At 67.0% G+C, this 25387-nt stretch carries 17 protein-coding genes; 11 read left to right on the top strand and 6 right to left on the bottom strand.

Going from position 1 to position 25387, the window contains the following annotated elements; all coding sequences use genetic code 11:
- Positions 1-15 precede the first annotated feature (15 nt).
- Positions 16-1500, top strand: coding sequence for a sensor histidine kinase (locus OU995_RS01245; RefSeq protein WP_267833534.1), 1485 nt, complete (start codon positions 16-18; stop codon positions 1498-1500).
- A 33-nt stretch (positions 1501-1533) separates the two neighbouring features.
- Here OU995_RS01245 and OU995_RS01240 read toward each other — a convergent pair whose 3' ends face one another.
- On the bottom strand, positions 1534-2544 hold the full coding sequence (locus tag OU995_RS01240) for a LysR family transcriptional regulator (RefSeq protein WP_267833533.1): 1011 nt from the start codon (positions 2542-2544) through the stop codon (positions 1534-1536).
- A 272-nt stretch (positions 2545-2816) separates the two neighbouring features.
- Between OU995_RS01240 and OU995_RS01235 the strand changes: the two genes are divergently transcribed.
- The 5 genes from OU995_RS01235 (at position 2817) to OU995_RS01215 (ending at position 10453) form a co-directional block, all read left to right on the top strand.
- On the top strand, positions 2817-3674 hold the full coding sequence (locus OU995_RS01235) for an alpha/beta hydrolase fold domain-containing protein (protein WP_267833532.1): 858 nt from the start codon (positions 2817-2819) through the stop codon (positions 3672-3674).
- A 135-nt stretch (positions 3675-3809) separates the two neighbouring features.
- Positions 3810-5042 carry an efflux RND transporter periplasmic adaptor subunit gene (locus OU995_RS01230; protein ID WP_267833531.1) on the top strand — a complete coding sequence of 411 codons (1233 nt, stop codon included), beginning with the start codon at positions 3810-3812 and terminating at the stop codon, positions 5040-5042.
- A 122-nt stretch (positions 5043-5164) separates the two neighbouring features.
- A complete protein-coding gene (locus OU995_RS01225) occupies positions 5165-8428 on the top strand; it encodes an efflux RND transporter permease subunit (RefSeq protein WP_267833530.1) in 3264 nt (1087 codons plus the stop codon).
- Between the two features lie 36 nt (positions 8429-8464).
- Entirely contained in the window at positions 8465-9877 is a 1413-nt protein-coding gene (locus OU995_RS01220; protein WP_267833529.1) for an efflux transporter outer membrane subunit, read from the top strand.
- 210 nt (positions 9878-10087) lie between these two features.
- Entirely contained in the window at positions 10088-10453 is a 366-nt protein-coding gene (locus tag OU995_RS01215) for a GFA family protein (protein WP_267833528.1), read from the top strand.
- Between the two features lie 74 nt (positions 10454-10527).
- Here OU995_RS01215 and OU995_RS01210 read toward each other — a convergent pair whose 3' ends face one another.
- Entirely contained in the window at positions 10528-10719 is a 192-nt protein-coding gene (locus OU995_RS01210) for a hypothetical protein (protein ID WP_267833527.1), read from the bottom strand.
- Between the two features lie 75 nt (positions 10720-10794).
- Positions 10795-11970, bottom strand: coding sequence for a low temperature requirement protein A (locus OU995_RS01205; RefSeq protein WP_267833526.1), 1176 nt, complete (start codon positions 11968-11970; stop codon positions 10795-10797).
- Between the two features lie 171 nt (positions 11971-12141).
- Here OU995_RS01205 and OU995_RS01200 point away from each other — a divergent pair, with 171 nt between their 5' ends.
- From OU995_RS01200 to OU995_RS01190, 3 genes are all read left to right on the top strand, one after another.
- Positions 12142-14052: a diguanylate cyclase domain-containing protein gene (locus OU995_RS01200; protein WP_267833525.1), complete on the top strand. Its 1911-nt coding sequence runs from the start codon at positions 12142-12144 to the stop codon at positions 14050-14052.
- A gap of 152 nt (positions 14053-14204) precedes the next feature.
- Entirely contained in the window at positions 14205-14672 is a 468-nt protein-coding gene (locus tag OU995_RS01195; protein WP_267833524.1) for an Hsp20/alpha crystallin family protein, read from the top strand.
- Between the two features lie 50 nt (positions 14673-14722).
- Positions 14723-15181, top strand: a complete 459-nt coding sequence (locus OU995_RS01190) for an Hsp20/alpha crystallin family protein (RefSeq protein ID WP_267833523.1) — start codon at positions 14723-14725, stop codon at positions 15179-15181.
- Here the strand turns inward: OU995_RS01190 and OU995_RS01185 are convergent, their stop codons facing one another.
- From OU995_RS01185 to cphA (OU995_RS01175), 3 genes are read right to left on the bottom strand one after another with little or no spacing between them, the layout of a single operon-like run.
- A complete protein-coding gene (locus tag OU995_RS01185; protein WP_267833522.1) occupies positions 15182-17407 on the bottom strand; it encodes an FUSC family protein in 2226 nt (741 codons plus the stop codon).
- Positions 17404-19992: a cyanophycin synthetase gene (gene cphA, locus OU995_RS01180; protein ID WP_267833521.1), complete on the bottom strand. Its 2589-nt coding sequence runs from the start codon at positions 19990-19992 to the stop codon at positions 17404-17406. The genes OU995_RS01185 and cphA (OU995_RS01180) overlap by 4 nt, the downstream gene beginning before the upstream one ends.
- 26 nt (positions 19993-20018) lie before the next feature.
- Positions 20019-22196, bottom strand: a complete 2178-nt coding sequence (gene cphA, locus OU995_RS01175; RefSeq protein ID WP_267833520.1) for a cyanophycin synthetase — start codon at positions 22194-22196, stop codon at positions 20019-20021.
- Positions 22197-22370: 174 nt separating this feature from the next.
- On the opposite strand from cphA (OU995_RS01175), the gene OU995_RS01170 reads away from it, so the two are divergent.
- On the top strand, positions 22371-24644 hold the full coding sequence (locus OU995_RS01170) for an ABC transporter ATP-binding protein (protein WP_267833519.1): 2274 nt from the start codon (positions 22371-22373) through the stop codon (positions 24642-24644).
- A 15-nt stretch (positions 24645-24659) separates the two neighbouring features.
- Entirely contained in the window at positions 24660-25127 is a 468-nt protein-coding gene (locus OU995_RS01165; protein WP_267833518.1) for a DUF1854 domain-containing protein, read from the top strand.
- The last annotated feature ends 260 nt before the right edge of the window (positions 25128-25387 follow it).

Genomic DNA, 25387 nt, shown 5'->3' with positions numbered 1-25387 from the left:
CCTTCCGGGCGTCTCATGCAGCAGCCAGCCGATAACAAGTCCGACCCCGTTCCTGATCCCGTTGCTGATCTCGCTGCAGCTCCCGTTGCGGCGTCCAAGTCCAAGTCCACGTCCACCCGACCCGGCCCGCCGGAGCGGCGCTCCCGTCTGAGTCTCAAGCAGCGGCTGCTCCTGTGGTTGATGGTGCCGGTGGTGGTGGCTGTGCCGGTGGCCGGCGCGGTGCTCTACCGGGTGATGCATGACACCGCCATCTCCTGGCTGGACCAGTCCCTGGGGGACACCGCCCTCGCCGTGGCCAGCCTCATCCATGAACGGGACGGGCAGATCTATGTGGATGTGTCGGGCCCGACCGACAGCGCACTGCGTTTCGACCGCACCGACAGCGTCTATTACCTGGTGTCGGACCCTGACGGCCATGTGCTGCATGGCGACGCCTCCCTCAAGGCCTTGAACCTGCCACGCCGTGCGGCGGGTGAGTGGTACTTCACCATTACCACGCTGAACGGCGAGGCCCTTCGGGTGGGGGTGCTGGGGACGGCCTGCCGCTTTGCCCAGTCCTGTCAGATCGTGGTGGCCGAAACCCTGCACAAGCGGGATGCGTTGCAGCGCCAGCTGCTGGCCGTGGTCAGCCTGCTGATCGGCGGCATGGCCGTGCTGTTGGCCGCCGCCGGTTGGTGGGCCACCCATGAGGGCCTGTGGCCGCTGGCCCGGCTGAGCGCGGAACTGGAGCGCCGGGACCTGGCGCGCCTGGAGCCGATGGCGCTGGAAGTGCCGGCCGAGCTGCGTCCCTTGGTCGCCGCCTTCAACCGCTTGTTTGAACGCCTGCGGCGAGCGTCCTCCGCCCAGCAGGACTTTTTGGCCAATGCCGCCCATCAGCTGCGCACGCCGCTGACCTCGCTGCGCACCGAAATCGACCTGGCGCTGCTGGAACCGCATGATCCGCAAGTGGAGCCGCTGCTCAAGCGCCTGCAGAAATCGGTGGACCGCAGTGCGCGCCTGGCGCAGCAGATGCTGTCGATTGCCCGCGCCGAAGCCGAACCGGCCCAGCGGGAGCGCCCGCTGGACCTGCGGGACATTGCCGCCCAGGTGGCCGAAGACTGGGTGCCCCGTGCGCTGGCAACCGGCATGGACCTGGGCTTTGAGCTGAGCGATGCGCCCGTGCTGGGCCAGGCCTTCCTGCTGCGGGAGCTGCTGGAAAACCTGCTGCACAACAGCCTCAACTATGCGGGCCCGGCCGCGCGCATCACGGTGCGGAGTGGCGCGCAGGACGCATGGGCCTATCTGGAGGTGGAAGACAACGGCCCGGGCATTCCACCGCAAGAGCGTAGCCGCGCCCTGCAGCGCTTTCAGCGTGGCAGCGAGGCCAAGGCCACGGGAAGCGGGTTGGGTCTGGCGATCGGGGTCGACATCGCCCAGCGCCACGGCGGGCGGCTGGAGCTGCTGGACGCCACCTCCGGCCAGGGCCTGCGGGTGCGCTTGAGCATGCCGCTGCGGGCCTGAACGCGGACGGCGCCCCCCCGCCAGCGCTTCACCTCAAGCCGCGCTCATCACCGCGAGCTTGGCGCCGTTGGGTTCTGCCGTCACGCTCGCGTCGGTATTGCCCTTCTTGGCATCACAGCTGGCAATCAGCTGCTTCTGCCACACGGTGTGGCGGGCGAAGAGTTCCGCCACCCAGTCCACAAACACCCGCAGCTTGGTGCTCAGGTGACGGTTGGGCGGGTACACCACATACAGCGGCAAGGGGTCCGACTCCCAGTCACACAGGAAGGGCACCAGCTCGCCCGCATCCACGTGGGGCTTGATCATGAAATAGGGCGCCTGGATCACACCCAGCCCGGTGAGGCCGGCAGTCATGTAGGCATTGCCGTCGTTCACCGAGACCTGGTAGCGCCCATACACCTCATACCGCTGGCCGTTCTTGCTGTAGTCGAACGGGAAGCGCTTGCCGGTGCGGGCCGAGAAATAGCTCACCACGAAATGCTGGTCCGATTCCAGGTCCAGCGGATGCTGCGGCAGGCCGTGGCGGCGGATGTATTCCGGGGAGGCGCAGCAGCCATAGCCCCAGTCGCCGATGCGGCGGGCCACCAGAGACTGGTCGGTGATTTCACCGCCGCGCACCACGCAATCGATGTTGTCGCTGATCAGGTCCACCGGACGGTCTGACACGCCGAGGTCGATCTGAATGTCCGGATGTTTTGCATAAAACTCCGGAAGTGCAGGAATGATCAGCATCCGCGCCACAGACGAGGCCACATCCACACGAATGCGCCCGCGGGGGGCGGCCCGCGCATTCGATACCGAGCCCTCCAGCTCTTCGATGTCCGACAGCAGGCGGGTCACACGGTCGTAATAGGCGGCGCCATCGGGCGTGACGCTCACACGGCGCGTGGTGCGGTTCAGCAGCTTGACCTTGAGGTGGTCCTCCAGGGACTGGATCAGCCGCGTCACTGCCGTCTTGGGCAGATCCAGCGACTCCGCCGCCTTGGTGAAGGTCCCGGCCTCCACCACCCGTGCGAAGGCCTGCATGGCATTGAGCTTGTCCATCTGACGTTCCTCTTCCTCTTGCGCTGATGCGCTGATGCGCGCGCGAGGCCGCATCCTGCCTGATCCATTGTTTCGCCCGCGAAACATTGATTCGCGTCGGCGGCCATTTATCGAACGCGGCCGAATCTCTAAATTTCGCTGCATTGCAACATGAACGCCTGCCCCTTGTCTGCGCAGGCCTTTGCTGTCTCCGCAGCATTCCCACGCTTTCGCCACGCTTTCGCCCCGCCTTCGCCCCGCCTTCGCCCCGTTTTCCCAAGGATTCAACGGCCATGGACGCCTTGCCGCTCACCTCCTGTTACGACGACCTGATGCCCGCCGGCGACGGCGTCATGCCGGTGCGCGTCTACAAGGGCGCCACCCGGCGGCCGCAGGCCCCGGTGGTGTTGCATTTGCACGGCGGCGCTTTCACCAGCGGCACGCTGGACGACGGTGAACTCGTCTCCCGCCTGCTGGCCGAGGCGGGCGCGGTGGTGGTGGATGTGGATTACCCCACCGGGCCGGACCAGGTGTTTCCGACCGCACTCCGGGCCATCGACGCACTGTTGCACGGCATCTACAAGAGCCGCAGCCGGCTCTCTGGCCGCTCCAGCCCGGTGCTGGTGGCGGGTGAGGAGGCCGGCGGCAACCTGGCAGCGGCACTGGCGCTGATGGCGCGCGATCAGGGCCACCGCAAGCTGGCCGGCCAGATTCTGATCGGGCCGATGCTCAACCCCTGCCTGGCGACGGCCTCGCTGCGGCAGGCAGAAGCGGGCAGCGGCGAATGCCGTTGGACCCATGGCTGGCGCGCCTATCTGGGTGAATGCGAGGAGGGGGACCATCCCTACGCAGCGCCCGCCTGCACGCACCGCCTGGCCGGTCTGGCACCGGCCCTGGTGCTGAGCACCGACGACGACCCGATGCGCGATGAAGCGGTGGCCTATGCCCGCGCGATGCAGCGCGCGGGTGTGGACGTGCAGCAGACCATCCTGCCGGGCCCCACCGGCTGGCCGTGCAGCCTGATGCGCTGGCCCTCTCTGCAGGGCCTGCAGCCGCCCTGGGTCAAGGCGCTGCGCCAGCGGCTGTTTGAATTTCTTCACGCCATCCCGCCGCTGACCTCCTCGCGTGGCTCACGGCCTCAACCCACCTAGGGAGCCGCCAGCCATGAACCTTGTTTCACCCGACCAGCCTCTGGGGCGATGTCCACCGCCCTCGTCCCGCCCCCTGTCTGCCGCCTTCTGCGCCTTGATCCAGAACCGTCTCGAACCGTCTACGGAGTTACAACAATGAAGAATCTGCTCAGCCCCCGGCGCCCGTTCGCCATCACTGCCACCTCTTTGACTGCCATTGCTGCCGTGGTCGCGGCCGGCGTGGTCGGCCTGCACAGCCAGCAGGCGGAAGCCAATCCGCCGGCAGCCGCCCCGCAAGCCATTCCCGTCTCGGTGGCGACCGTCGCCACCCAGGATGTCGCCGCCTGGGAAGAATTCTCCGGCCGCCTGGAAGCGGTGGAACGCGTGGATGTCCGCTCCCGCGTGGCCGGCGCCGTCCAATCGGTGCATTTCCGCGAGGGCTCGCTGGTCAAGGCCGGTGAGTTGCTCATCACCATCGACCCCGCCCCGTTCCAGGCGGAAGTGGATCGCGCCGAAGCCCAGGTGGTCGCCGCCCAGGCCCGCGTGAGCTACACCAAGAGCGAGCTGGAGCGATCCAATCGCCTATGGAGCGAGCATGCAATTGCCCAGCGCGAACTGGACGAGCGCAGCAATGCCTTCCGCGAAGCCGATGCCAACCTGCGCGCCGCCCAGGCTGCGCTGCAGTCCGCCCGCCTGAACCTGGGCTACACCCAGGTGCGAGCACCGGTGGCCGGGCGCGTGGGCCGCATTGAAGTCACCCAAGGCAACCTGGTGGCAGCCGGCCCCAGCGCCCCGGTGCTGACCACGCTGGTGTCGGTGAGCCCCATCTACGCCAGCTTTGACGCCGATGAGCGCACCGTGACTCGCGCCCTGGCCGACCTGCCCGGTGGCGCCGGTGCCCGCAACCAGCTGGACAAGGTGCCGGTGCAGATCGGTACCTCCGCCACGAACGACACGCCCTACACCGGCCGCTTGCAACTGGTGGACAACCAGGTGGATGCCCGTAGCGGCACGGTGCGTGTGCGCGCGGTGCTGGACAACAAGGACGGAGCGCTGATGCCGGGCCAGTTCGCCCGCATCCGCCTGGGCCAGGCCAAGAGCCGGCCGGCGGTGCTGGTGAACGAGCGTGCCGTGGGGACCGACCAGAACAAGCGCTTTGTGATGGTGGTGGGCAAGGACAACACACTGGTCTACCGCGAAGTGCAGCTCGGCGCCAGCGTCGATGGCCTGCGCATCGTCACCGCTGGCCTGCAGGCCAATGAGCGTGTGGTGGTGAACGGCCTGCAACGTGTGCGCCCGGGGGCCCTGGTGCAACCGCAGATGGTGCCGATGAACGCCAAGACCGAGTTGCAAGCCCGGGACGGTTCGCCCAAGGCTGACAAATCCTGATGTGACAGCACCCGGGCCTGGACCCGTCCGGCCCGGACATCGACGCGCCTGACGCATCGGTTTGGCCGATGCGGCGGGCTCGCCATTGCCGCTGATCCATACAGCTGTCTAGAAGGACTGCCATGAATCTCTCCAAATTCTTCATCGACCGCCCGATCTTCGCGGGTGTGCTGTCGGTGCTGATCTTTGTCGCCGGCCTGCTCGCCCTGCGCGTGCTGCCGATCTCCGAATATCCGGAAGTGGTGCCGCCGCAGGTGGTGGTGCGGGCGCAATATCCCGGCGCCAACCCCAAGGTGATTGCAGAAGCCGTGGCCACGCCCCTGGAAGAAGCCATCAACGGCGTGGAAGGCATGCTCTACATGGGCAGCCAGGCCAACACCGACGGCAACATGACGCTGACCGTCACCTTCAAGCTGGGTACCGACCCGGACAAGGCGCAGCAGCTGGTGCAGAACCGCGTCTCACAAGCCGAGCCGCGTCTGCCGGAAGAAGTCCGCCGCCTGGGCCTGACCACCGTCAAGAGCAGCCCCGACCTCACCATGGTGGTCCACCTGCTGTCGCCCAACGACCGCTATGACATGACCTACCTGCGCAACTACGCGGTGCTCAATGTCAAGGACCGCCTGGCTCGCATTCAGGGCGTGGGGCAGGTGCAGCTGTTCGGTTCCGGCGACTATTCCATGCGCGTCTGGCTGGACCCGCAGAAGGTGGCCGAGCATGGCCTGAGCGCCAATGACGTGGTGCAGTCCATCCGCGAGCAGAACGTACAGGCCGCCGCCGGTGTGGTGGGTGCCTCGCCCGGCCTGCAAGGCATTGACCTGCAACTGCCGGTTAACGCCCAGGGCCGCCTCAGGAATGAGGAAGAGTTCGGCGACATCATCGTGAAGACCGGTGCCAACGGCCAGGTCACCCGCCTGCGCGACCTCGGCCGCATCGAGCTGGGTGCTGCTGAATACGCGCTGCGCTCGCTGCTGGACAACAAGTCCGCCGTCGCCATTCCCATCTTCCAGGCGCCGGGTTCCAACGCGATCGAGATCTCGGACAACGTGCGCGCCACCATGGCCGAGCTGAAGAAGAGCATGCCGGAAGGCGTGAACTACGAGATCGTCTACGACCCGACGCAGTTCGTGCGGGCCTCCATCGAATCGGTGGTGCACACCCTGCTGGAGGCCGTGGCCCTGGTGGTGCTGGTGGTGATCCTGTTCCTGCAGACCTGGCGCGCTTCCATCATCCCGCTGCTGGCCGTGCCGGTGTCGATCATCGGCACCTTTGCGGTGATGCATGCCTTTGGCTTCTCCATCAACGCGCTGTCGCTGTTCGGCCTGGTGCTGGCCATCGGTATCGTGGTGGACGACGCCATCGTGGTGGTGGAGAACGTCGAGCGCAACATCGAGGCGGGCCTCAGCCCGCGTGCGGCCACCTACCGCGCCATGAAGGAAGTGTCCGGCCCCATCATCGCGATTGCGCTGGTGCTGGTGGCGGTGTTCGTGCCGCTGGCGTTCATCACCGGCCTGACCGGCCAGTTCTATCGCCAGTTCGCACTGACGATTGCCATGTCCACCGTGATTTCTGCGGTGAACTCGCTGACCCTGTCGCCGGCCCTGGCCGCCATGCTGCTGAAGGGGCATGACGAACCCAAGGACTGGCTGACCCGGGGCATGGACCGCGTGCTGGGCCCCTTCTTTGGTGGCTTCAACCGCCTGTTCAACCGCGGCGCCAAGGCCTACAGCGGTGGCGTGACCCGTGTGATCTCCCGCAAGGCGATCATGCTGGTGCTCTATGCCGCGCTGGTGGCGGTGACGGTGGGCCTGTTCAAGGCCGTGCCCAGCGGCTTTGTGCCGGCCCAGGACAAGCAATACCTGATCGGTTTTGCCCAACTGCCGGACGGTGCCACCCTGGACCGTACCGAAGATGTGATCCGCCGCATGAGCGACATCGCCATGAAGACACCGGGCGTGGACCACGCCGTGTCCTTCCCGGGGCTGTCGATCAACGGCTTCACCAACAGCTCCAACTCCGGCATCGTCTTCGCCACGCTCAAGCCCTTTGACGAGCGCACCGGCAAGGGCCTGTCGGCTGGCGAAATCGCCGGCAACCTGAACGGCCAGTTTGCCGGCAAGATCGAAGACGCCTTCGTGGTGATGTTCCCGCCCCCGCCGGTGCAGGGGCTGGGCACGACCGGTGGCTTCAAGCTCCAGCTGGAAGACCGTGGTGGCCTGGGTTATGAAGCCCTGGATTCGGCGGTGAAGGCCTTCATGGCCAAGGCCTCGCAGGCACCGGAACTGGCCGGCCTGTTCACCAGCTATCAGGTGAACGTGCCCCAGCTCTATGCCGACCTGGACCGTACCAAGGCCCGTCAGCTGGGTGTGGCGGTGACCGATGTGTTCGACACCATGCAGATCTACCTGGGTAGCCTGTATGTGAATGACTTCAACAAGTTCGGCCGCACCTACACCGTGCGGGTGCAGGCGGATGCGCCGTTCCGGGCCCGTGCCGAAGACATCGGCCAGCTCAAGGTGCGTTCCAACACCGGCGAGATGGTGCCGCTGTCCGCGCTGATGAAGATCGAACCGAGCTTCGGCCCGGAACGCGCCATGCGCTACAACGGTTTCCTGTCGGCCGACATCAACGGCGGTCCGGCCCCCGGCTTCTCCACCGGTCAGGCCCAGGATGCCATCGCTCGCATTGCGGCCGAAACGCTGCCCCCGGGCATCAGCTATGAATGGACCGAGCTGACCTACCAGGAAATCCTGGCTGGCAACTCCGCCCTGTGGGTCTTCCCGCTGGCCATCCTGCTGGTGTTCCTGGTGCTGGCCGCCCAGTACGAAAGCCTGGCGCTGCCGGTGGCCATCATCCTGATAGTGCCGATGGGCCTGCTGGCCGCCATGACCGGCGTCTGGCTCAGCCATGGGGACAACAACGTCTTCACGCAGATCGGTTTGATCGTGCTGGTGGGCTTGTCCGCGAAGAACGCGATCCTGATCGTGGAATTCGCCCGGGAGCTGGAGTTTGCCGGACGCAGTCCGCTGCAGGCCGCGATCGAAGCCAGCCGGCTGCGTCTGCGCCCGATCCTGATGACCTCGATGGCCTTTGTGATGGGTGTGCTGCCCCTGGTGCTGGCGCATGGCGCTGGTGCAGAAATGCGCAATGCCATGGGGGTGGCGGTGTTCGCCGGGATGATTGGTGTGACGGCCTTCGGCCTGTTCCTCACGCCGGTGTTCTACGTGCTGATGCGTCGCCTCTCCGGCAACCGTCCGCTGAAGCAGCATGGGGAGACGCCGCACCTGGAGGCCTTTGCCCAGCCGGAGCAGGGCGCTGGCCATGACTTCGGAGGCGGTGCGGGTGCCCATCCGCATCCGGCGGCACCGCGCCACGACCATGAGTGACCCGCGCCGTTCCGCAGACAGACAAGGATTCCTGCCATGAAACTGATGATGACAACGCTGCTGGCTGCGCTGGTGCTGGCCGGTTGCGCCACACCGCCGCCGATGGATGAATCGCGCCTGCCGGCCACCCCCACCGTCTTCAAGGGGGCGACGGCCAGCGCTGCGGTGGCCGATGGCCACTGGGCGGTGGTGCCGCCCGCCGATGCCGAGCCGCGCGGCGACTGGTGGCTGGCCTTTGGTGATGCCCAGCTGAATGATCTGGTGCAGCGGGCCCTGCGCAACAACACCGACCTGCAATCGGCCGTTGCGCGGCTGGCGCAGGCGCGGGCTTTGTCGCGCAGCGCCGATGCGGACCGGATGCCCCAGTTGGGCGCCTCGGTGGGTGCTTATCGCGGCACGACGGCGGGGGAGGGCCCGGCCCTGACGCCGCTGTACAGCGCCGGCCTCAATGCCAGCTGGGAGGCGGACATCACCGGCCGCCTGTCGCAGGCCAGCCGTGCGGCCCGACTGGACACGCAGGCCCGTGAAGCGCTGCTGCAAAGCACGCGCTTGATGGTGCAGGCGGATGTGGCGCAGACCTATCTGTCGCTGCGCTTCACCGATCAGGAACGCCGTCTGGTGCGCGACACCGTGACGGCCTACCGCGAAACGCTGGCCCTGACACAGCGCCGCTATCAGGCGGGCGATGTGGCGGAACTGGATCTGGCCCGGGTGCAGACGGAAGTGGCGTCCACCGAAGCCGACGCCGTGGCGCTGGACCGCCGACGCGCCCAACTGGAAAACGCGCTGGCGGTGCTGCTGGGTGAATCGGCGTCGGGCTTCACGCTGCCCGAGGCGACGGACCTGGCGGCCTTGCCAGCCATCCCGGCCGGGCTGCCCAGCGCGGTGCTGGCGCGCCGCCCGGATGTGGCGGCGGCGCAGCGCAGCCTGTTGGCGGCGCAGGCGCGGGTGGGTGTGGCGCAGGCCGCATGGTTCCCCAGCCTGACGCTGACGGCGACCGGTGGTTATGCCTCCCCGGAACTGAGCGATGTGTTCAAGTGGTCGGCGCGCGCGTGGTCGGTGGATGCGCTGCTCTCGCTGCCGCTGTTTGATGGTGGCCGCCGCAAGGCGGGCATCGAATCGGCGCAGGCGAGCCTGGACCTGGCCATGGCCAGTTACCGGCAGCAACTGCTGCAGGCGCTGCGCGAGGTGGAAGACAGCCTGAGCGGGCTGCAACTGCTGTCGCGCCAGGCCGAGGTGCAGGCGCAGGCGGTGGAATCTGCCGCGCGTGCCACGGCGTTGTCAGACTCGCGCTACCGCAACGGTTTCATCAGCCAGCTGGACCTGCTGGATGCCCGCCGCAGCGAGTTGCGTAACCGACGGGTGGCGCTGCAAGTGCAGGCCGAGCAGTACCAGGCCACGGTGGGTCTGGTGAAGGCCCTCGGAGGGGGCTGGACGCCGGCAGGTTGATCGATCCATTGCCCTGAGTAGGACTCCCGGTCAGTGCCAACAGCCGGGATGTATTTGGCGCCGACAGCAGCGGAGTTTCCGCCGCTCTCGGCGCCTTTTTTTGTGGAGGAGCGGGGGGCGTGCGGTGCTGGGCGGGTCAAAGCTTTGGGGGCAGACGCGCCGTGGCGGCTGCGCTAGGCTTGGCTGCGCGAGCCCACACAGGAGAACCTGATGACCCACGAAGGCTGGTGCCACTGCGGCGCAGTGAGACTGACACTTCCCTCCACCCCCGAAGTCGCCACCGACTGCAATTGTTCGCTCTGCCGACGCATTGGCGGGCCGTGGGTCTATTTCGATTTCGGCACGGTGAAGATTGAAGGCCATCCCGAATCGACGGAGTCCTATGTGCAGGGCGACCGAACCTTGAGCACCATTCGCTGCAAGCATTGCGGCTGCGTGACGCACTGGGAGCCGATTCCGCTGGAGCCGGGGGCCAGACATGGGGTGCACCTGGGGAATTTCGATCCGGCTTTGATTGCGTCGGTGCGGGTGCGGCGATTTGATGGAGCGGATACGTGGGAGTTTTTGGATGAGTGAGGGGCCCGCCTGCGGGTCAGGGCAGTTGGAGCGCCAACCTTCAATGCTCACGCTCGACACCTCCTCGCCAGACGTCAGGATTCGGAGGCAAGTCGCGCCGCGCCGGTCATTGAAAATGCAGACCGACCGACCGATCGAGCGCACAGCTTTCGACCTGGTAGATCGATCGACTCGATCAGCGCCGTTTCAATGCCACAGAGTGGGTCGTTACCGTCCGCGTGAAGGTGGACCGGACGCCAGCCCTCTTCAACAACAACGGCGGCCATGATTTTTTCCGTTCGACTCACTTCACGTATCCCCCGTCGTCACACCCCAGCCCGGCTCTCAGCAACGAGGCTGTATCACCCCGCCAGACGGCGCGAATGCCGCTCCCACGCCGCCAGCCCCACCAGCACCCCACATGCCACAGCGCTGGTCAGCACCGCCGGCCACCGGTCTGCGCCCAAGCTCGCCAGCCCCAGCACCCCAATGGCCACCGCGTGGGACCACGGCCAGCGCCCCATCACCGACCACTTGAACAGCCCCACGCCCAGGATGTAGAGCCCAAAGCCGCCCAGCACGCAGACGGCCGTCTGCAGCCCGGTGGGGCCCATGGGATGCGCCAGCACAAACTCATCCCCCGCCGCATTGAGGATGATGCCGGCCACGATCAGCAGATGCAGGTAGGTATAGCTCAGCCGCGCCAATCGACCCGGGTCCTGGCTTTGGGCGATGCGCCCGGTGGCCAGGTCGTGGGTGGTGTCGAAGTACAGCCACCACAGCGCCAGGCTGCCGGCAAAGGCCACGACAAAGGCGAGTGCCGTGTCAGCCGTCACGTCATGCGACGAGAAGGTGGCACCGGTCACCAGCAGGGATTCCCCCAGCGCAATGATCACAAACAGCGCGCAGCGCTCCGCCAGGTGTCCACCTGAAATCGCCCAGTCCGTCGTGGCGGACCGACCCAGCCCCGGCACCGCAAACCCAAGCGAAGGCGCCACATATTCCAGGGACAGCGCTGCCACCCAGCAGGGCAACCGCCATTCGTCCACCAAGGCGCCCGCGATCCACAGCAGGCCGCTGCAGGCCAACCAGGTCAGGATCCGCTGGAAATTCCTCACCAGCACCGGGCCGCCGCCGCGCGCCGCCCAGAGGAAAAACAAGGTGCGCCCCACCTGGATGCCCACGTAACTGCCGGCAAACATCAGCGCCCGGCCATCAAAGGCCTCCGGAATGGCGCCCGACATCAGCAGCCCCAGCAGCATGAAGGCAAACAGGCAGGCCCGCACCGGCGTGAGCTCCGGGTCCAGCCAGTTGGTCACCCACGAGGTGAAGACCCAGACCCACCACACCGCCAGCATCAGAAACAGCGTCTGCAGCACCCCCTCCAGCGTGAAATGGCCGATGAGCCGGTGCGACAGCTGCGTGACGGCAAACACGAACACCAGGTCAAAAAACAGCTCGGCAAAGCTGACCTTGGCATGGCCGTGAGGGTCGGGGGTACGAAGAAGGGACCGGCGATGTCGGACGGAGGCAGGCATAGCAGGGACTGTAGGGACAGGTCTGTGGCTGCGCGTCTGCCAAAGGGGTGATGTCGAACGGGGTGATGTAGAACGACGCCCCTCCACGCCTCCCTTGACGGCCTGTCACCAGCGCCACGGATAATGCCCCGCAAGGACCCTGTCCGCCATTGCCCTGCTGACCGCTTCCGCATGCTCACGCCCTTCTCCAAGACGCTTCGCTCCCTGATGGGTCGCGGCGTGGGGTGGCTGCTTCTGTCGCTGGCGGCGATTACGGTGCTGTCCGGCCTGCTGGCCTGGCGGGCCCAGGTCTCCCTCGGCCATCTGCAGCGCGCCGACCGTATCAACCGCACGCTGCCGCAGTTGAACCGCCTGATGCAGGACCTGCTCAATGCCGAGACCGGCCAGCGGGGTTACCTGCTCACCCAGAAAGGCAGCGCGCTGCAACCCTACCGGGACGCGGTGCTGGGGCTGGAGCAGCGGCTGGACGAACTGGTGCAGCGCAATCCGGACCCGATGCACGGCCCTCGGCTGGAACGGGTGCGCGAACTGGCGCTGATGAAACTGAGCGACATGAGCCAGACGCTCCGCCTGCACGAAAGCGGCCGGCATGACGAGGCGCTGGAGCTGGTGATGGGCGACCCCGGCCACATGGACGAACTGCGCGACCTGCTGGGGGAATTGCTGACGGACCTTCAGTCGGAGCGGGCGGCCATCAATGCGCGGCTGCAGCGGGACGCCAGCCAGGCGGAGCTTCTGCTGCTGGGGGGCCTGGGCACGCTGACGGTGTTCACCGTGCTGGCGGTGACGCAGGTCATCAGCCGTACCCGCGCAGCCGAGCGCTCGGAACATCGTCTGCGTGGCATTGCCGACAACGTCCCGGCCTTGATTGGCCAGTTCGACCGGCATGGCCGGCTGCTGTTTGCCAACGCGGCCGCTGCGCGCATCTTCGGCTTTGAGCCGGAGACGGCGGTGGGCAAGACGCTGGAAGGCCTGCACGGCGCTCAGGACGTGGCGCTGATGCTGCCGCAGGTGGACCGGGTGCTCTCGGGCGAGCGGGTGGAGTTTGATGCCGACCTGGTGGTGGAAGGGCAGTTGCGCCACTTTCATCAATGCTTTGTGCCGGACCGGGGGGCGGGACAGCCCGAAGGCTTTTACGCCGTGTCCATGGACATCACCGAGCGGCGCCGCGATGAGGTGCGCGTGTCCCGCAGCGAAAAGCGCCTGAAGGCGGTGACCGACAACCTGCCCATTGCGCTGGCCTATGTGGATGCGGAGCAGCGCCTGCAATATGCCAATGAAACGGTACGCAGCTGGCTTGCCGTGAATCTGGAGGACGCACTGGGACAGACGCTGGAACAGTTGCTGGGCCCGGAGCTGTACGCCCAGCGCCGGGTGCAATTGGCGTTGGCCTTGCAGGGCGAGCGCGTGGAGTTCGACACCGCCAATCTCGAACTGGGGCGGCTGCGGCATTTCAAGAGCATCTATGTGCCCGATGTGGGCGCGGCGGGCCGGGTGGTCGGTCTCTACATCCTGTCCATGGACATCACCCCGATGAAGCAAGCCGAAGCGCAACTGGCCCAACTGGCCAGCTCCGACGCGCTGACCGGCCTGCCCAACCGGCGGGAGCTGGACCGGGCGCTGGACAGCGCACTGGCCCGCCAGCGCCGCCACGCCCGCGAGGGTCGTGCCATGGCCTTGCTGTTCCTGGATGTGGACGGCTTCAAGAAGATCAATGACTCCCACGGCCACAGCGTGGGGGATGAGGTGCTGCGTGCGTTTGCTCACTGCTTGCGCCGCACGGTGCGGGCCAGTGACCTGGTGGCGCGTCTGGCCGGTGATGAGTTCATTGCCGTGCTGGAAGACCTGAACCGCCCGGACGAAGCGGCCAGTGTGGCGGCCAAGATCGTGGAGGCGGTGCGCAACGAGCGGATGGCGGGCCTGAGCGTCACCACCAGCGTCGGTGTGGCCACCCTGGCCGATGGGGAGGCCCCGGCGCGCGATCTCATGGCGCTGGCCGACCGGGCGCTCTATCAGGCCAAACGGGCGGGCCGCAATGGCTTCGCCGCCCAGCACTGGCCGGGGCTCGATAGCCGGCACTGACGGCCACGGATTCGCCGCCGGGCGGCCGATATGGGGGCACCCCACCCCCAATTTCAAGATCTTGAAGAACCGCTGGGTCGTCCAAAACTTGGATGCATGGCGGCCACGTCGGTCGCCGAACGAATTCCCCCACAGTCCGTGAAGGAGGCCCTATGTACCAACGTCTGTTCGCCCGTGACCTGTTCAACGACCTGGAGCGCCTGCAGCGCGAGGTCAGCCAGGCCTTTGATGTCTCGTCCAGCATTCGTGGCCAGGGGCGCGGCGGCTATCCGGCGCTGAATGTCGGCCTGTCACCGGAGGCGGTGGAGGTGTATGCCTTCGCCCCCGGCCTGGACCCCGCCACCATCAGCGTGGACCTGGACCGCGGCGTGCTGAGCCTGGCCGGTGAACGTGCGTCCCAGACGGCAGCACAGGCCGCCGCCAAGCCGGAAGGCACCACACCGGACGCCCGCAGCATCGTCCACCAGAACGAGCGTTTCAGTGGCCGCTTCCGCCGTGTGGTGAGCCTGCCGGACGACATCGATCCGGACCAGGTGCAGGCCAGCTATCGCGACGGCGTGCTGCGCGTCAGCATCAAGCGCCGGGCCGCCGTCCAGCCGCGCCGCATCGACATTCATTGAGAACGCCTGTCGGCGACTTTCCCCCCACCGTTTTCAAGAGCACACACATCATGAGCACTCAAGCCGTTCAAGCCCCTTCCACCGTCCATCCGGCCGTCGCCGCTCAGGTGCCGCCCACTGCCGCTGGCTCGGCAGCCACCCGTCCGGCCTCCCAGGCCAGCAGCCGTCAGCGTGACGACCTGGCCCTGGTGCCGCCGGTGGATGTGATCGAGGATGCCCAAGGCATCACGCTGTATGCCGATCTGCCGGGCGTGCCCCGCGAGCTGCTGAACCTGCGTGTGGATGGCGACCAGCTGATCATCGAGGCCGAGATGCGCCTGGACATGCCCGAAGGCCTGCGCGCCGGCCATGCCGAGGTCACCCGCCAGCATTACCGCCGCGCGTTCACCCTGAGCAAGGAACTGGACGCCGAACAGATCCGCGCCGAACTGACCAACGGGGTGCTGCAGGTGCGCCTGCCCAAGGCCGCGCATGCACAGCCGCGCAAGATTCAGGTCAGCCTGAACTGATCACTCGACATTGATGCTGCTCTGCACCGTCTCGCTCGCCAGCTCGGCGCCCATGGCGACAAGGGTGGAGGCGGCGGCCTGACCGGCCCGAGCGGCGTCGTCCATGCTGACCTGAAGGCGGCGACGCATCCAGGGCCGCAGGTTCTCTCGCGGGCCGACGTCCGGCAGCAGGCTCCAGTCCTGCAGCGTTTGCAAGGTGGGGGGCACCGGCTCCTGGCCTTCCAGCGCACGCTGCAGCCGGCGCGCATAGGGCGGCAGTTCCGCCAGGCCTTCCGGCCCCAGTTCATCGGCGCGGCGCATCAGCGTCTGGCGCATCATCGACAAATGCGCCATGAGGCGATAGCCGTGGTCCAGCATGGTGTTGAGGTCCTGCAGCGGCGGACGCACCCGGCGAGGCTCGGCGGCGCTGCGTTGCAGGGCGGCGGAGAGGGCGGCCAAGGCGTCATACGCCTGCCGTCGCGCCAGCCGTTGGCTGAGGGCGCCGGCCGGGGTCAATTCCGCCGTCATGGCCTTCTTCACATACAGCTGCAAGGCGCTGCGCGCTCGCTTCACCGAACGGGGCAGGTGGCGCCGCTCCCAGGCCGGCAGCACATAACTGAAGGCCCAGGCCAGGGCGGCTCCCAGCACCGTGTCGGCCAGGCGCTCCACCACCGCCACACCATGGGTGGGGTCGGCCAGATGGGCTTGCAGCAGCGCCATGACGGTCGCGGCAATCGCGGTGATCAGATAGCGGCGCGTAATGAAGGCATGGCCAATGCCCACGGCCACCTGCAGCACGATGATCCACAGCAGCAGGTTCTGCACCTGGGACAGCAGCAGGATCAGCCCACAGCCGATGGCGGTGCCCAGCACCCGCATATTGCGCCGGGCCAGGGTCTGGTCCAGCGTGCCGCGCAGTACCACCGCCACGGAGAGCACCAGCCAGTGCGGATGCGAGGACCAGGGCAGGGCCAGCGCGATGTAATAAGCGCTGGAGAGCGCCAGCAGGCTGCGCACCGCATGGCGTAGCACCGGTGAATCGAGATGCAGCTGAGCCTTCAGCAGACCCATGGGCCATCCCTCCGGCGTCACGAACTGCTGCAGTTGCGCGAGATCCAGCGGCAGGGGCGGCAGCGGCAGGCCACCGTCCAGGGCACGGGCGATGGACAGGACTTCGCCGTCCAGATGTGCCAGCCGGTCCTGCAGCAGGGCCTGCAGCCGGGCGCGCGGGTCCTGGGCAGGGACCGACGGCCAGGCCACCGGCGGCAGCACCAGCGCGCCGAGTGAGCGTTCGCTCAGCAGCGTGTCACGGCAGCGCTCCAGGGCGTGGGTGAGGGAGTCCAGGCGCTCCACCAGTGAGCGTCGCAATTGCTGGCCGACCGGGTCTTCGCCGATCAGCTCCAGATCCAGCCGGCTGGCCAGCATCAGGTCGCGCAGCTCGATGACATGCAGCAGCACGGCCACGCTGCGCGGGTCGTCCTCCGCGTGCGGAAACACCTGGTCCCGCGCGGTTTGCAGCACCTCGGCGAGCTGGGCCTCATTGCCCAGCCAGTCCTGCATGGCGTGGGCAGCGCCGCCGCTGCCCACCAGTTCTGCGCGTGCGTGCAGCAGCTGGGCCAGGCCACGCAGGGCTTCGGCCAGCGCCAAACGTCGGAAGCGGCGTTGCAGCACCGCGCCGCTGAGCAGGGCCCAGCCAAGATACAAACCAATGCCCGCAGCGCCGCTGCTCATCACCACCGGCAGCGGCAGGGGCGGCCAGGCGAGTGCAAACACCATCGCCAGGATGGGCGCAAAGGACACGGCCGAAGCCCGCAAGCCCCAACTGAGCATCAAGGCACTGCAGAAGGCGAACACCGCCACCAGCAGGCCCATCCATCCATGGTGATGGCGCAGCAGGGCCACCGAGACCACCGCCAGCAGGGCCAGGGCACCGCCCAGGGCGACCCGCTTGAAATTCCGGCTGAGCTTGCCTGGCAGATCGGCCATGCTGGCGCAGATGGCGCAGGCCATGGCCAGTTGGGAGGCGATGTGCGAGAGCGACGGCGGTGCCAGCAGCGACACCACCACCTGCACCATCGCCACGCCCAGGGCGACCGTCAGGCCGTTCCACCAGTGCACCGGCCAGAAGCGCCAGTGGCGCACCAACCAGCCCAGTGAGGCGTCACGGGCCCCCGGCAGGGACAGCAGCCCGCGCTGCCGACCCGGGCCGGACCGGCGGGGACCGGCGGCGAGGCGGCGCGGGTTCAAGCTTCCTTGATGCGCTGGGCCAGGTGAGCCAGCGCTTCTTCCACTTGATCCACCAGCACCAGGCAGAGGTCGCCCGGCTGCAGGCGCTCCAGCGCCCGGTCGATGGCATTGAATTCGCCCCGGATCTCTTCGACATGGCGGGTGCGGCTCGCACCTTCCAGGCCCTGACGCAGCAGCGCCAGCACTTCACCGTCTTCACGGCCGCGCTGGCAGGCGTCCTGGAACAGGAGGGCGTCATCAAAGGCCGCGCCGAGGATCTGGGTCTGCACCCGGATGTCCTCATCACGGCGGTCGCCCGCGCCCGAGATCACCACCGAGCGGCGTTGGGCCGGCAGGGCTTGCACGGCCGCCACCAGCGCCTTCATGGCGTCACCGTTGTGACCGTAATCGGCAATCACGGTGGCGCCGCGGTAGTCCATCACATTGAAGCGGCCCGGCACGCTGTCGGCATCGCTCATGAAGCTGGCCAGCCCGCGGCGGATGGTGTCCCAATCCAGGCCGACGCCCCAGGCTGCCGCCACCGACGCCATGGCGTTCTCCACCTGGAAGGGGATGGCCCCGCCCCGGGTGAAGGGGATGTCGCGCAGCGGAATGGATTCACGCCAGGCGCCTTCTGCGGCCACCAGGTTGTCGCCGTCCACGTAGACGCTGCGTTTGCCCTGCGCGCGGTGGGTGGCCATCAGCGGATGATGGCGGTCGCTGGCGAAGAAGATGATCTGGCCAGGGCACACGGCGGCCATGTTGGCCACCACCGGGTCCATCGCGTTCAGCACCGCGTAGCCGTTGGGCGCCACGTTCTGCACGATGACCCGCTTCACCAGCGCCAGTTCTTCCACGGTGTTGAGGAAGTTCATGCCGAGGTGGTCGCCCTCACCGAGGTTGGTCACCACCGCCACCTGGCAGCGGTCAAAGCCCAGGCCTTCGCGCAGCACGCCCCCCCGGGCGGTTTCGAACACGGCGGCTTCCACATCCGGGTGCATCAGCACATTGCGGGCGCTCTTGGGGCCGGAACAGTCGCCGCTGTCGGTCTGGCGGCCGTCCACATACACGCCGTCGGTGTTGGTCATGCCCACCCGCAGGCCCTGCGTGGCAAACATGTGGGCCACCAGACGGGAGGTGGTGGTCTTGCCGTTGGTGCCAGTCACTGCCACGATGGGAATGCGGCCGTCTTCACCCTTGTCGCCGCGCGAGCCGTGGCCGTAGAGGCTGGCAATGATGGCTTCACCCACGTCACGGCCCTTGCCGTAGGACGGGCTCAGGTGCATGCGCAGGCCCGGCGCGGCATTGACTTCCACAATGCCGCCGTTTTGCTCTTCCAGCGGACGCAGCACGCTTTCGGCCACCACGTCCACACCGCAGACATGCAGGCCCACCACCTGGGCCGCAGCGATGGCGCGTGCCGCTACTTCGGGATGCACATCGTCGGTGACGTCGGTGGCGGTGCCGCCGGTGGACAGGTTGGCGTTGTTGCGCAGGATCACGCGGCGGCCCTTCTCGGGCACCGAGTCCGGTGTCAGGCCTTGCAGGTCCAGGCGGGCAATGGCGATGTCGTCCAGGCGGATCTTGGTCAGCGAGGTGGCATGGCCGTCGCCGCGGCGCGGGTCTTCATTGACCTTGGCCACCAGTTCACGCACGGTGTGGGTGCCGTCGCCGATGACATTGGGCGGATCGCGGCGGGCGGCGGCCACGAGCTTGTCGCCCACCACCAGCAGGCGGTAGTCACTGCCGGGCAGGAACTTCTCGACCATGACGGTGCCGATCTCTTCGGCCGCCTTGTAGGCAATTTCCAGATGCGCGCGCGAGGCCACATTGACCGTCACGCCCTTGCCCTGGTTGCCGTCCAGCGGCTTGACCACCACCGGCAGGCCGATGTCCTGGGCCACTTCCCAGGCCTCGTCCACCGTGCTGACCGGCGCACCCACCGGCACCGGCACGCCGGCCGACTGCAGCAGGCGTTTGGAGAGGTCCTTGTCCTGGGCAATGGATTCGGAGACGGCGCTGGTGGCGTCCACTTCGGCGGCCCAGATGCGGCGCTGCTTCACGCCCCAGCCCAGTTGCACCAGGCTGCCCTGCGTGAGACGGCGGAAGGGGATGCCGCGTTTGCAGGCGGCGTCCACGATAGAGCCGGTCGAGGGGCCGAGGCGGATGTCTTCATCCGTCTCGCGCAGCGCACGCACGGCGCCGTCGGCATCGAAAGTGCCGCCGGTGGACGCGGCATTGATGAGTTCCACCGCCTTGTCGAAGGCCATGCGGCCAACGTCTTCCTCGCTGTATTCAACGATCACCTGATAGGTGCCCGCTTCCGAGGTGGTGTGGGTGTGGCTGTAGGTAACCGGGCAGCCCGCCTGGGCCTGCAGTGCCAATGCGGCCTGCTCCAGCACATGGGCCAGGGAGATCGGGGTCTTGGCGGCACTGGCGGGCCGCAGCGGGCCCACACCGGGGAAGAGCGCGCGCAGGCGCGCCTCGAAACCAGCCATGTCGGCAATCGTGCGTTCCGCTTCGCTGCAGTGGACCACCGCCTCAATGGCGGTATGGCGGCTCCACATGTTGGGACCGCGAAGGGCGCGGGTGCGAGAGACTTCCATCTGTCGTCTTCCGTTCGTCTGTTCTTTTATTGGGGCAGCTCGGGCACGAACGTGTCGAGACCGGCAGCAATCAGTTCGGGGGAAATGCCCAGCGCCCAGGCCGTGGCCACGGCCGCCAGCACCGATTCGGCGCTGATGTTCTGGCCGATGGCCTTGAAGCGGGCTTGCAGGCTGTCCACATTGGCGCCGGAGGTTTCCGAGCTGCCTTGCGCCAGCACCGCCGCGCCGCCTTGCAGGAAGACGCAGCGGCCTTCCTTGGCGCGATGGTCGACCAGCGCGGTGTGGGCGGCGTCGCGGGCATAAAAGACCACATCACCGTCACACAGCGGCGCCATGTCCACCAGGCGCGGCTCTTCGGCGTTCAGCACGGCCATGCCGTCGGACAGCACCACGTCCACCTGGGTGCGCAACACCTTGTAGAGCTGGTCTTCGGTGAGGATGTCGTGGTTGTCCAGCTCGGGCACCCGGCCCATGTCGGTGATGACACCCACCTGGCAACGGTCGTAGGCCAGGCCGTCGCTCAGGATGATGCCGGCGCTGTTTTCCACCACGATGGCATCCACCGAGCGGTTCATCAGCAGGCGATGGCCGGCGGCCCAATGGGCGCTGGGCTTGCGTTCCACACGGCGGGTGCCAAGGAACAGGCCGTCACCGCAGGCCAGGCCCACATGGCGGCCATTGAGGTGCAGCAGCCATCCCACCAGGCGGGACACCTGTGCCGTGCCGCGCGAACCGGCCACGCCCACGATGGGGATGCGGCCGTTTTCGTCCTCGGCAAACAGATGGTCGATGATGGCCTGGCCCACCGGCTGGGGCATGCCCTCGGCCGGCTTCAGGTGCATCAACAGGCCGGGGCCGGCGTTGACTTCCACAATCGCGCCGCCCGTTTCGGACAGCGGCTTGCTGATGTCGCTGGTGACCAGATCGACGCCGGCAATGTCCAGCCCGATGGTGCGGGCGGCCAGCGACACGGCATGGGCCACTTCCGGATGGACTTGCGCGGTGCAGTCGATGGCCACGTTGCCGTTGCGCTGGATCAGCACCCGGCGGCCGGCTTCAGGGATGCCGTCACCGGTCAGGCCCTGGCGTTGCAGTTCCAGCAGCACCACCGCGTCCTCGCGGATGTTGATGCGGTTGAGCGGGAAATCTTCGGTCAGGCCGCGGCGCGGGTCGGTGTTGATCTGCAGGTCGATCAGTTCGATGACGGTGTGCGTGCCGTCGCCAGTGATCCAGGCTTCTTCGCCACGGGCAGCCGCCACGACCTGCCCCCCCACCACCAGCAGGCGATGTTCCATGCCGGGGATGTAGCTTTCAACCAACACTTCAGAGCCTTCGGCATCGGCCAGATGGAAGGCGGCTTCCACATCGGGCTGCCGACGCAGGTCCAGGGTGACCCCCCGGCCGTGGTTGCCATCCGACGGTTTGATCACCACCGGCAGGCCCAGGTCTTGCGCCACCTCCCAGGCTTCTTCGGCCGTTTTGACCGCCTGGCCGGCCGGCACCGGCACGCCCACGGCCTTGAGCAGGTCCTTGGTGAGGTCCTTGTCCCGCGCGATGCCTTCGGCGATGGCGCTGGTCATGTCCGTCTCGGCCGTCCAGATGCGGCGCTGGCGGCCCCCATAGCCCAGCTGGACCAGGTTGCCGTCGTTCAGGCGGATGTGCGGAATGCGGCGATCGGTGGCGGCGGCCACGATGGCGGCGGTGGAGGGGCCGAGGTAGCAGTCGTCCAGCTTGTCCCGGATCGCATGGACGGCGGCGTCCACGTCAAAGGGCTGGTCGTTGATGGTGGCCATCAGCAGCGCATGGCCCTGGGCCAGGGCTTCGCGTGCCACCTGTTCGTCCCGGGCGCGGAACACCATGCGGTAGACACCGGTGGTGCTGGTGGAACGGGTCTGGCCGAAGCCGGTGGGCATGCCGGAGAGGTTCAGCAGCTCGATGACCACATGCTCCAGCACATGGCCCATCCAGGTGCCTTCGGTCAGGCGCTGCAGGAAACCGCCGCGTTCACCGACGCCGCAGTGGTGCTCCACCAGGGCCGGCAGGCGTTGGGTGAGCCGCTCGGTGAAGCCGGGCAGCAGGTGGGAGGGGTGGTTTTCCAGGTCCCCGAGGTCCAGCCAGGTTTCCAGCACCGGGCGATAGGTCCACATATTGGGGCCGCGCAGGTAGTTGATGCGCAGGAGCTTGATGTCGTCGTGTCGGCTCATTTGGGGGGAGACGTGGAAGAGGGGACCGGCTACCGGAAGAAAGGGCAAAGCGCAATTGTGCGCTCAAGAAACCGTGGCTTCGGGGGCCAGGGTCAACCGCGGACGGTCTGGGGGAGTTTCCTTGGGGGAAAATCCTGCCATACCGTTACGGTCATTTCCTCAGAACAATCACAAATGCAGCATTCACATCCTGTCGTGTCGGCCAGTCCGGCGGCGGAGGCCCTCCAAGAGCGCCTGCGCCCTGGCGAGAACGTCCGGGCCGCCCTGGAGGTTGACCTCGACACCCAATTGCGCTTTGCCCCGGGCGTGCTGCAACTCACGGATCAGCGTCTGCTGGCCTGGGAAGCCGGGCAGGTGGCTCAGGAATGGCCGCTGACCCCGGCGCTGCGCCTGCTGCTCACCGATCAATCCGGCGTGGGGCTGCTGGAACTGACCGACGGCCAGCAGCGCCTGGGCGCCTGGCGGTTCACCATGCGGGTGAACCTGCAGGCCCAGCGCTTCCAGGACGCCTTCAACACCCGCGGGGAACCGGCCGGGACCCAGAGCGAGGAGCCGGAACTGTGCCCGAGCTGCCAGGCCGTGCTGCCCGAAGACAGTGAGGAATGCCCCAGCTGCGCCCGCGAACTGCACACACCCCCCTCTACCTGGGTGCTGCTGCGGCTGTGGCGCTTCGCCCGGCCTTACCAGGGGCAGTTGCTGCTGGGCTTCCTGCTCATGATGGGGGCGACCGGCGCCACGCTGGTGGCCCCCTACCTGACCATGCCGCTGATGGACAAGGTGCTGATTCCCTTCCAGCAGGGGCAGCAGATCGACCCGAGCCTGGTGGTGCTCTACCTCAGCGGCCTGCTGGGCGCGGCCATCGTGTCCTGGGTGCTGGGCTGGGCCAAGACCTACATCCTTGCGCTGGTGTCCGAACGGATTGCGGCCGACCTGCGAACGACCACCTTTGAACACCTCATGGGCTTGTCCCTGGAATATTTCGGGACCAAACGGACCGGCGACCTGATGAGCCGCATCGGTTCGGAGACCGACCGGATCAGCGTGTTCTTGTCACTGCACGCCCTGGACTTCATCACCGACTGCCTGATGCTGGGCATGATCACCGTGATCCTGTTCAGCACCAACCCGTGGCTGGCGCTGGCCACCCTGGTGCCGCTGCCCTTCATCGCCTGGATGATCCACCTGGTGCGGGACCGTCTGCGCACGGGTTTCGAGAAGATCGACCGGGTGTGGGGCGAGGTGACCTCGGTGCTGGCCGACACCATTCCCGGCATCCGGGTGGTGAAGGCGTTTGCGCAGGAGCGTCGTGAGGCGCAGCGGTTCAAGCAGGCCAACGATCACAACCTGGCCGTCAACGACCGGCTGAACAAGACCTGGAGCCTGTTCTCGCCCACGGTGGCGTTGCTGACGGAAATCGGCCTGCTGGTGGTCTGGGCGTTCGGCATCTACCTGATTGCCCATTCGCAGATCACGGTCGGTACGCTGACCGCCTTCCTGGCCTACATCGGGCGCTTTTACGGGCGGCTGGATTCGATGAGCCGCATTGTGTCCGTGACGCAGAAGGCGGCGGCCGGTGCCAAGCGCATCTTTGACATCCTGGACCACCAATCCAACGTGCCCGAACCCACCCATCCGGTGAAGCTGGAGCGTGTGGACGGCGGCATCACCTTGCAGGACATCGGTTTCCGTTACGGGAACCGCACGGTCATCCGGGACCTGAATCTGGAGATCAAGCCCGGAGAGATGATCGGCCTGGTGGGCCACAGCGGCTCGGGCAAGAGCACGCTGGTCAATCTGATCTGCCGCTTCTACGACGTGACCGAAGGCGCCATCAAGGTGGATGGGGTGGACCTGCGCCGCTTCCGCCTGGCGGATTTCCGTCGGCACATCGGCCTGGTGCTGCAGGAGCCGTTCCTGTTCTTCGGCACCATTGCGGAGAACATCGCCTACGGCAAGCCGGACGCGACTCGCGAGGAGATCGTGGCGGCGGCGCGGGCCGCGCATGCGCACGAGTTCATCCTGCGGCTGCCGCAGGGGTATGACTCGCTGGTGGGCGAACGGGGTCAGGGCTTGTCCGGCGGTGAACGCCAGCGCATCTCGATTGCACGGGCGCTGCTGATCGACCCGCGCATCCTGATCATGGATGAGGCGACGTCGGCGGTGGATACCGAGACCGAGAAGGAAATCCAGAAGGCGCTGGACAACCTGGTGCGGGGCCGCACGACGATTGCCATTGCCCACCGCCTCTCCACGCTGCGCAAGGCCGACCGGCTGGTGGTGATGGACCGCGGGGAGATTGTGGAAGTGGGCCCGCATGACGAGCTGATTGCCAAGCAGGGCGCGTACTGGCGGCTGTGGGAGGCGCAGGCTCGCCGCGTCGACCAGGAGGCCGAGGAGGCGGTGGTGATCGTGCCGCCCAATGCCAATGCCCACACTGCCAACGCCTGAAGCCGGGAGCCTTTGATGAGCAACATTCAACACCTGGCCCGCAATGCCTTGGGCCGATTGCTGCTGGTGGACCTGCAGGGTCGCACCCATGAGAACGTGACGCCGGTTCGGGCGCACCCGCTGAGCGCGCCGGATGAAGGCATTGCGCTGGTGGGCGAGGATGGCCACGAGATTGCCTGGATCGACCATCTGGACCTTCAGCCGGAGGCGGTGCGCAGCCTGTTGAAGGAAGAATTCGCGACGCGGGAGCTGATGCCGACGGTGCTGCGGCTGGTGAACGTGTCCACGTTCTCCACGCCCAGTGAATGGACGGTGGAGACGGACCGCGGCGAGACTGCGTTCATCCTCAAGAGCGAGGAAGACATTCGTCGGCTGGGCGAAGGGCGGCTGCTGATTGCCAGCAGCCACGGCATTCACTTCCTGGTGCCGGACCGGTTCGCGCTGGATCGGGGGTCGAGGAAGTTGTTGGAGAGGTTTTTGTGACCCTCCGGGGATGCGGTGATTGATCTATTTTGATGCGCGGCAACTTCCTTTGAAGAGGGGCGGCCCCCCGTCGTCAACCGGAAGCGCATGTTGTGGAACTTCATCGCCACCCCGCACCTGACGCCGCTGTGAAGCGTTGATGCTCGCAGGCCGGAACGGGGCAAGCCGCCATTCCGGTCCCGCTAAGCTATATGGATGGATCACCGCACGCGCTCTCTCCCCCGTCCTCAACTCAGACACTGCACCTGGGAATTCCCGAT

Origin of the sequence: Roseateles sp. SL47, from assembly GCF_026625885.1 — a bacterium.
In the GTDB taxonomy this organism is placed as follows: domain Bacteria; phylum Pseudomonadota; class Gammaproteobacteria; order Burkholderiales; family Burkholderiaceae_C; genus Roseateles.
Note: the sequence above shows the minus strand (reverse complement) of the source record. Positions and strands in the feature narration are given on the sequence as shown.

Bases quoted from the DNA above. Each gene is read 5' to 3' on its own strand.
- OU995_RS01245 (WP_267833534.1), top strand. From the start codon at position 16: ATGCAGCAGCCAGCCGATAACAAGTCCGACCCCGTTCCTGATCCCGTT.
- OU995_RS01240 (WP_267833533.1), bottom strand. From the start codon at position 2,544: ATGGACAAGCTCAATGCCATGCAGGCCTTCGCACGGGTGGTGGAGGCC.
- OU995_RS01235 (WP_267833532.1), top strand. From the start codon at position 2,817: ATGGACGCCTTGCCGCTCACCTCCTGTTACGACGACCTGATGCCCGCC.
- OU995_RS01230 (WP_267833531.1), top strand. From the start codon at position 3,810: ATGAAGAATCTGCTCAGCCCCCGGCGCCCGTTCGCCATCACTGCCACC.
- OU995_RS01225 (WP_267833530.1), top strand. From the start codon at position 5,165: ATGAATCTCTCCAAATTCTTCATCGACCGCCCGATCTTCGCGGGTGTG.
- OU995_RS01220 (WP_267833529.1), top strand. From the start codon at position 8,465: ATGAAACTGATGATGACAACGCTGCTGGCTGCGCTGGTGCTGGCCGGT.
- OU995_RS01215 (WP_267833528.1), top strand. From the start codon at position 10,088: ATGACCCACGAAGGCTGGTGCCACTGCGGCGCAGTGAGACTGACACTT.
- OU995_RS01210 (WP_267833527.1), bottom strand. From the start codon at position 10,719: ATGGCCGCCGTTGTTGTTGAAGAGGGCTGGCGTCCGGTCCACCTTCAC.
- OU995_RS01205 (WP_267833526.1), bottom strand. From the start codon at position 11,970: ATGCCTGCCTCCGTCCGACATCGCCGGTCCCTTCTTCGTACCCCCGAC.
- OU995_RS01200 (WP_267833525.1), top strand. From the start codon at position 12,142: ATGCTCACGCCCTTCTCCAAGACGCTTCGCTCCCTGATGGGTCGCGGC.
- OU995_RS01195 (WP_267833524.1), top strand. From the start codon at position 14,205: ATGTACCAACGTCTGTTCGCCCGTGACCTGTTCAACGACCTGGAGCGC.
- OU995_RS01190 (WP_267833523.1), top strand. From the start codon at position 14,723: ATGAGCACTCAAGCCGTTCAAGCCCCTTCCACCGTCCATCCGGCCGTC.
- cphA (WP_267833521.1), bottom strand. From the start codon at position 19,992: ATGGAAGTCTCTCGCACCCGCGCCCTTCGCGGTCCCAACATGTGGAGC.
- cphA (WP_267833520.1), bottom strand. From the start codon at position 22,196: ATGAGCCGACACGACGACATCAAGCTCCTGCGCATCAACTACCTGCGC.
- OU995_RS01170 (WP_267833519.1), top strand. From the start codon at position 22,371: ATGCAGCATTCACATCCTGTCGTGTCGGCCAGTCCGGCGGCGGAGGCC.
- OU995_RS01165 (WP_267833518.1), top strand. From the start codon at position 24,660: ATGAGCAACATTCAACACCTGGCCCGCAATGCCTTGGGCCGATTGCTG.